Source organism: Frondihabitans sp. Leaf304 (genome assembly GCF_001423105.1).
Taxonomy (GTDB): domain Bacteria; phylum Actinomycetota; class Actinomycetes; order Actinomycetales; family Microbacteriaceae; genus Frondihabitans.
This window is the reverse complement of sequence record NZ_LMNV01000002.1, coordinates 1463013-1470130: the sequence shown is the minus strand read 5'-3', so window position 1 is coordinate 1470130 and position 7118 is coordinate 1463013. Positions and strand designations below refer to the sequence as shown.

8 protein-coding genes are annotated in these 7118 nt (G+C 66.9%); 3 read left to right on the top strand and 5 right to left on the bottom strand.

Annotated elements, in window-relative coordinates; all coding sequences use genetic code 11:
• The 3 genes from ASF54_RS06530 to ASF54_RS06520 all read left to right on the top strand — a co-directional run.
• On the top strand, positions 1–193 hold a 193-nt coding region (locus ASF54_RS06530; protein WP_200919569.1), incomplete at its 5' end, for a Fe-Mn family superoxide dismutase.
• A gap of 161 nt (positions 194–354) precedes the next feature.
• The gene (locus ASF54_RS06525) at positions 355–1509 is read left to right on the top strand and encodes a Gfo/Idh/MocA family protein (RefSeq protein WP_055960067.1); all 1155 of its coding nucleotides are present in this window, start codon (positions 355–357) and stop codon (positions 1507–1509) included.
• Positions 1510–1647: 138 nt separating this feature from the next.
• On the top strand, positions 1648–2571 hold the full coding sequence (locus ASF54_RS06520; RefSeq protein WP_055960064.1) for a sugar phosphate isomerase/epimerase family protein: 924 nt from the start codon (positions 1648–1650) through the stop codon (positions 2569–2571).
• Here the strand turns inward: ASF54_RS06520 and ASF54_RS06515 are convergent.
• From ASF54_RS06515 to ASF54_RS06490, 5 genes are all read right to left on the bottom strand, one after another.
• Positions 2562–3611, bottom strand: coding sequence for a type IV toxin-antitoxin system AbiEi family antitoxin domain-containing protein (locus tag ASF54_RS06515; RefSeq protein WP_157510046.1), 1050 nt, complete (start codon positions 3609–3611; stop codon positions 2562–2564). The genes ASF54_RS06520 and ASF54_RS06515 overlap by 10 nt on opposite strands.
• A gap of 403 nt (positions 3612–4014) precedes the next feature.
• On the bottom strand, positions 4015–4935 hold the full coding sequence (locus tag ASF54_RS06505) for a cation diffusion facilitator family transporter (protein ID WP_055960056.1): 921 nt from the start codon (positions 4933–4935) through the stop codon (positions 4015–4017).
• Positions 4935–5297, bottom strand: a complete 363-nt coding sequence (locus ASF54_RS06500; protein WP_055960053.1) for an ArsR/SmtB family transcription factor — start codon at positions 5295–5297, stop codon at positions 4935–4937. Before ASF54_RS06500 ends, ASF54_RS06505 begins: the two co-directional genes overlap by 1 nt.
• A 196-nt stretch (positions 5298–5493) precedes the next feature.
• Complete coding sequence (aroD, locus tag ASF54_RS06495) at positions 5494–6267, bottom strand: type I 3-dehydroquinate dehydratase (RefSeq protein ID WP_055960050.1); 774 nt, start codon at positions 6265–6267, stop codon at positions 5494–5496.
• Positions 6264–7112 (bottom strand): shikimate dehydrogenase, encoded by an 849-nt coding sequence (locus ASF54_RS06490; protein WP_055960046.1) that lies wholly within the window; start codon positions 7110–7112, stop codon positions 6264–6266. Before ASF54_RS06490 ends, aroD begins: the two co-directional genes overlap by 4 nt.
• Between the last annotated feature and the right edge of the window lie 6 nt (positions 7113–7118).

Below are 7118 nucleotides of genomic sequence, written 5' to 3'. Positions count from 1 at the left end.
CCAGCAGGGCAACGTGCCCTTCGGCCTCGTGCCGCTGCTGATGCTCGACGTGTGGGAGCACGCCTACTACCTCGACTACCAGAACGTCCGCGCCGACTACGTCAAAGCGTTCTGGAACATCGTCTCGTGGGAGAACGTCCAGACCCGCTACACCGCCGCGACCACCAAAACCGACGGCCTCCTCGTCTTCTAAGACCCGCTGTGCTGTGCGCCCATCGCCCTCGTGGCGGTGGGCGCTTCTTTTTTAGACGCCGGTGATCCGACTTACGGCGCGATAGTGAGGACTTTTGATTGACAGTCGGCAGAAGTCCCGGTTAGATCGACTCGAGACCGTTCAACGAATGAAGGATTTCCATGGCTCCCTCCTCTCTGCGCGTCGCCATCGTCGGCACGGGCATGATCGGCGCGGTCCACCGCCGTGCCGCCCGAGATGCCGGTGCCGAAGTGATCGGGGTCCTCGGGTCGAGTGCGGCTCGCTCGGCCGAGTTCGCCGCAGAATGGGGCGTTGCCAGCGGTTACGCCACCTTTGACGAGCTTCTCGCCGACTCACCCGACGTCGTGCAGATCTGCACTCCTAACGGCTCGCACTTCGACTACGCCCTCCAAGCCATCGACGCCGGCGTCAATGTCGTCTGCGAGAAGCCGTTGGCGATGACTGCCGAGGAGGCCGCGGTGCTCGCCGAAGCCGCTACTGCCGCGGGGGTTGTCGCCACCGTTCCGTTTGCCTACCGCTATCACCCCATGGTGCGAGAGCTTCGTGCGCGACGACTCGCAGGTGAGCTGGGCGATGTGCATCTCGTTCACGGCTCCTATCTCCAAGACTGGCTGCTCGATCCTGAATCGTCGTCGTGGCGGGTGGACGCCGCGGTCGGTGGTCGATCTCGTGCATTTGCCGACATCGGATCGCACTGGTGCGATCTCGCCGAGTTCATCTCGGGCGAGCGGTTCGTGGCGGTGTCGGCGACCACGACGGTCGTCTATGCCGAGCGACCTGTTCCGAGCGGCCCCTCCTTCGGCGCCGAGCGGTCGTCGTCCTCCGAGGTCATGCCGGTGACGACCGAAGACGCGGCCATCGTGACTTTCAAGACAGCCTCCGGAGGAGTCGCCAACACTGTCATCTCGCAGGTCTCTGCCGGCCGGAAGAACCGGCTCTGGGTCGAGGTCGACGGATCGAAGGCCTCCGCGGTCTTCGATCAGGAGAACCCCGAGACGGTGTGGTTGGGGACGGAATCGGGCACCATGCTCCTGCACCGTGCAGAGGGTGTGCCGGATCCTGATCAGGCTCGTCTCAATCGAGTGCCATCGGGTCACCCGCAGGGCTACCCCGACGCGTTCTCGGCGTTCCTGGCCGACACGTACGCCGCTGTTCGGGGCGAGGCTCCCGACGGGCTTCCGACATTCACGGATGGTCTGCGCGCCGCACGCATTATCGACGCCGTCCTCGACAGTGCCGAGTCGTCGTCGTGGACGTCGATCGCCGAGGCATCCCCGGTGCTCACCGAAGGCTGAACCCTCGGCGCAGGCAGCCTGCAGCTGTCATTGCACCCTGCCACCGTCATTGCACCCTGCCACCCCGTCAGCGGCACCCGCCGATCGTGGCAGCCACACCCAGCCGACCCCGGTCGGCACACCTGAATTGGAGAATGCGTGAAACTCGGAATGCTGACCGCCTGCCTGCCGGACTGGTCTCTCGACAAGATCGCCACGTTTGCTCGAGACACCGGATACGAGCGACTCGAGGTCGCAGTCTGGCCCAAGGTCGGAGGTCGCGAATTCGAGGCGTCTCATCTGCCGGTCGCGACTTTCACCGACGACGATGCGGCTCAGACCCGCGAGATCCTTGATCGCACCGGTCTCGAGATCAGTGCCCTTGCGTACTATGAGAACAATCTGCACCAGGATCTCGACACTCGCGAGGCCGTGCGCACGCACTTGAAGCATTCCGTCGACGCCGCTGCCAAACTGGGCGTGCCCTACGTCGGCACGTTCATCGGCCGCGACAACTCGAAGAGCGTCAAAGAGAACATGGTCGAGGGCTCTCGGGTGCTGCCCGAACTCGTCGACTACGCCGGAGAGCGCGGGGTCAAGCTCATCATCGAGAACTGCGTGATGGAAGGCTGGCACCCTGACGGTTACCCGGGCAACATCGCCTATAGCCCGGAGCTCTGGGACTGGGTGACGGGGCTCGGCTTCGGCCTCAACTGGGATCCTTCGCACCTCACCTGGATCGGGATCGACCCCCTGGAAACGATCCTCCCGTTCGCCGAGCACATCGTTCACGCGCAGGCGAAAGACCTGGAGCTGTTTCCGGAGAAACGCAACCAGTACGGCTTCTTCGGCAAGGTCGATAAGGGCGACAACCCCTGGGAGATGGGCTGGTGGCGCTTCCGGGTGCCCGGTCGCGGAACCGTCGACTGGCCCCACGTGGTCGACCGACTCTACGAGGCAGGCTTCGACGGAACCCTCTCGGTCGAGCACGAAGACCCGCTGTGGGGTGGCTCGGACGCCAAGATCACCGAGGGTCTCCGCATCGCTCAGAAGACCCTGCGCCCTCTCATCGCTCACGAGTGAGGCCCGGCACTCGCGAGGTCTGAGGCGGGTCTCCGATCGAGCAGGGCGACTGCCTCGCGTTCGCTCGATGTGAGGCCACGTTGCGGTGGAGCAAAGTGATCGCTCCTGAGATCGTCTATGCCCAAGCGTCGGCATCTCCATCGGCGGCGGCGTGGTGCGAGGCGAGGTGACGGAGCCCGAGATGCCTGTCGCCGAGGAAGCGGCAGACTCGGAATGTGCCGGGCAATGGCCTCGCGCGCGGCTACCGTGACGCGGTGCCAGGCTCGACGAATGAGTGCAGAGCTCAGCCGCATTGGAACGCGGCCCTCACACGTGATGGCGAGGTCTTTCGAGCGATCCGCTTCGAACGAGTCGGCGTGAAAGGCGTAGCCGTCAATCTCGACACCCAGGACCCCGTCGACGACGAGGTCGATCGAACGGCCGCCCTCCACACCGACCTGAGTCTGCACGTCGTGCCCGTCGGCGACGAAACGAACCCGGCCGACGCTCTCGAGGAAGCTCTGCGACTCCGCATCCGACCAGGTGACGATGCCGCGGGCATCGGACGGCAGGGCGCGTGCGACCTCGTGGAGCTCGGCAGGTGTGAAGTGGGGTGAACGGCGTGCCCAATCCCACAGGGCGACCGCCCCTTCGAACTCGGCCTCGACGACGGCTCGCACGAGGGCGTCTCGCGGGTCGACGGCCCAGGCAGGGCCGCGTGCGACGACCGAAGGGCGGTCGTGAACGACGCGCACTCCTCGTCGCCGATGAAGCCTCGCCGCATTTCGAGCGACGGAGACCACGGGTGGGGGATCGGCTGCCCACATCCAGCCACCGAGCAGCTTGACGGCCGCGGCGCCGGTGAGGCGGCCGCCCACGCTCATCGCGATGAAACGGGGGTCGTCCGGTTCGAAGGTGGAATACCAGCCGCGCCTCGGGCGCCGCACGATGCCGTCGCGGACAGCGCGGGTGAGTTCGCGGGGGCGGATGCCGTGACGGAGGAGATCTCGGCGGTGAAGGGCGCCGCCGGCTACTGTGACGAGTTCTTGGATTGAATTCATGCCACCAGCGTGGGGCTGTGTCAGTGGGCGCGGAGTCGCCGACGGCGATCTGTGGAGAAGTTAGGCCGGGGTGCGCCCGGTGGAGACGAGGACGTCCGGGTGGAGGGACGCGCACGTCTCAGGAGTTGAGGCTGGGGTGGGACGCGGGGAGTGGGATCCTGCGTTTGGTGGGGCTCGGGTTCCTGACGGACGAACCGGTGCGAGCTCGGCGAGCCTGCCAGGGGCTCCGGGTGAGTGGGCGGGTGCGGAATCGCGGCGGAGGAGCGCGGGCCGCGCGCAGGGATCAGGACTAGGAGCGCGCCCGCTGCGAAGAGTCGCGAAAGTCATTGACGCGTGGGGTCAGATGCCTGAATTGCGCCCTCCAAACCGGAGACGACCCGACCGCACGACCCGCACGCGACCCCTAGTCGTGCCCGGGGTGCTCGTGCTGCTGGTGCGCCACCGGTTCGAGCTGGAACGTGGAGTGCTCGATCGGAACGCTGAAGTGGTCGAGCACGCAGGTCTGGAGGTCGTCGAGAATGCGCGGCGCATGGCCGTCTTCGAAGCAACCCTGCTCGACCACCACGTGGGCGCTCAGGACCGGCAGTCCGGTCGCGATCTGGGAGGCGTGCAGGTCGTGGACGCCCTTCACGTGCGGCAGCTCGAGCATGTGAACGCGCACGGCGTCGAGGTCGAGGCCCCGTGGCGTCGACTCCAGGAGAACGCTGGTGGTTTCGCGCAGCAGCGAGATGGTGCGCGGAACAATCAAGACAGCGATGAGCATGCCGGCGACGACGTCGGCTCGCGCCCAGCCGGTAAAGGTGATCACGAGCGCGGCGACGATGACCGCAACGGAACCGAGCGCATCGTTCAGGACTTCCAGGAAGGCCGCGCGGAAGTTGAGGTTGGTGCCACGCTCAGAGCTTAGGACGGCCAGCGACGCAGCGTTTCCGACGAGGCCGATGATTCCGAAGACGAGGAGCGAGGACGAGGGCACCGACGGCGGCTCGAAGAGACGCTGGACTCCCTCGACAAGCGCGTAGATACCGACCGCGAGCAAGACGGCTGCCTGCCCGAGAGCGGCGAGAACCTCGGCCCGACGGTAGCCCCAGGTGAGGCTCGCGGTCGCGGGCCGTGCCATCAGGGAGGCGGCGACAAGTGCTGCGGTGAGCCCGGCGGCATCGGTCAGCATGTGGCCGGCGTCGACGAGCAACGCGAGGCTGTCGGTGACGATGGCTCCCACGACCTCGGCGACGAGGATGGTGAGCGTGATTGCCAGCGCGATGGCCAGGCGGATGCGCGACGAGGGGCCGGATCCTGAAGTGTGACCGTGGTCGTGAGCCATCAGATGCTCTCGTGGTGGTGGCGGATCGTGCCTCCGACGGAGTGCTCCGCCTGGTGGATGGCATCTTGCACGAGTTTCGAGGCGTGGTCGTTCGCGAGGCGGTAGAAGACCCTGTTGCCGTCCTGACGGGTGGACACCATCCGGGCCATCCGGAGCTTGGCGAGATGCTGCGAAACCGCGGTCGGTGATTTGGAGACGCGTTCAGCGAGGCTGTTCACCGACTGCTCGCCTCCGCCCAGGGCCAGAACGAGTCGTACGCGAGTCGCGTCGGCGAGCATGGAGAAGACTTCGACGGCGAGTTCGACGTAGGTCTCATCGGTGTCGACCGGGTCGACGGGGGCAACCTGCGTATCTTCGAGCATGCGTAGATAGTTGCACGCAAAGATGGCCGGCGCAAGGGAACGGGTCGCGAATCAGGAGATGAGGCGCCGCGCGCGCCAGAACACAAGGATCCGACGGGGAGACGGGCCAGATCTCCTGAACGGCGCTCGCGGGTCACAAGCCCTGCGGAGACCAGCGCCCGCCAGCGCCCGCCAGTGGCCGCCGCACCCGCCCCGCCTACCCCTGAGCCGCGTGCACCGCCACGAGCGCCCGCCGCACGTCGCGCGCGGAGAGCTGCCCCGGCGCGCTCGCGGCGCTCACCGAGCCGAACGTCGCCGAGGATCCGAACACCTCGCCGGCAAGACGGCTCACGACGCCGAGTGGCCCCATCGCCATGGTGATCGCGGGTCGGACGGCCTTCGTCGTCGCGAACTCGGTGGTCGCCTGCATCAGCGTCAGCACGTCGCTCGGCGTCTTGGGCATTACCGCGATCTTCACGACGTCGGCGCCGAGATCCTGCTGGAGTGACAGCCGGGCGAGGATCTGCTCGATCGTCGGGGTGCGCTCGAACTCGTGCGACGACATAACGACCGAGGCGCCGGCCGCGTGGGCGCCGTTCACGATGCGCTCGAGCGAGCCGAGTTCGGTGAACATCTCGACGTCGACGGCTTCCACCAGCCCGGACGCGAGAGACAGGAGGGCCTCGTACGAGCCCGCGTCGATGTCGCGGTGTCCGCCCTCCGGCTTCGAGCGGAAGGTGAAGAGGATGGGCACACCGTGCCGGAGCTCGTCGCGCACGGTCTCGATCGCTCGTTGTACCTCGTCGAGGTCGTCGACGGCGTTGAAGTGGTCGATGCGGAGTTCGACGAGATCGAGGTCGTCGTAGTCGAGTGCGGCGATCTCATCGATCAAGGCCTCGCGGGTCGAGCCGAGAAGGGGCACGATCACCGCCGGCATTCCCGGTCCGAGCACGACGGTGCCGATGTGGGCGGGGCGAATATGGTCGCTCATGCGGAGGCCTCCGCGGGGAGTCCGACGGAGACGCGCATGGCCGCCCTGATGTCGTCTTCGCTAGGGAGGGGGGAGTCTTGCCGGAGCCCTGAGAAGAGGCGTACCTGGCCGATCGCCTGTTCGACGAGCATGTCGAGGCCGCTGACCGCGAGCGCTCCGGCAGCCTGCCAGGAGGTGGCGAGTTGGCTCGGCCACGGGTCGTAGGCCACGTCGAGCAGAACGGATTCGGCGGAGGCCGGCGCGATCCGGGGCATGTCGACGCCACCGGGGAGCGTGCTGATGACGAAGTCGAGGGTGCGGACGGCGTCGTCGGCGGTGAGTGGCTCGACGGTTAGATCGAGGTCGAGTCTCTCGGCGAGGTCGCGTGCGTCGCCGGCCTTCGACGTGTCGCGAAGGAGGAGGGTGATGCGACTGGCCCCGAGTTCGGCTGCGGCGGCGAGTGCCGAAAGGGCGGTGGCGCCTCCGCCGAGGATCGTGCACGACTCGTGCCGTACCGACGTGGCTTGGCCGATAGCGCGTGTGATGCCGTCGACGTCCGTGTTGAATCCAGCGAGAGTCGCGCGGCCCTGATCGTGTTTCAGGACGACAGTGTTCGCCACGCCAAGGCCCTGAACCAGCGGGGAAGCGTCGTCCAAAAGGGGGATGACCTCACGCTTCAGGGGCATGGTGAGGCTGAGGCCAAGCCAGCTGTCGTCGAGCCCGCCCACGAACGCCTCGAGCTCGCCCGAGGCGACCTCGGCGCGACCGTAGTCCATGTCGAGGCCGAGGCGCGCGAACGCGGTCGACTGCAGAAGGGGGGAGAGGGAATGCTCGATGGGTGACCCGAGCACGGCGAGACGGCGCATTCTGCG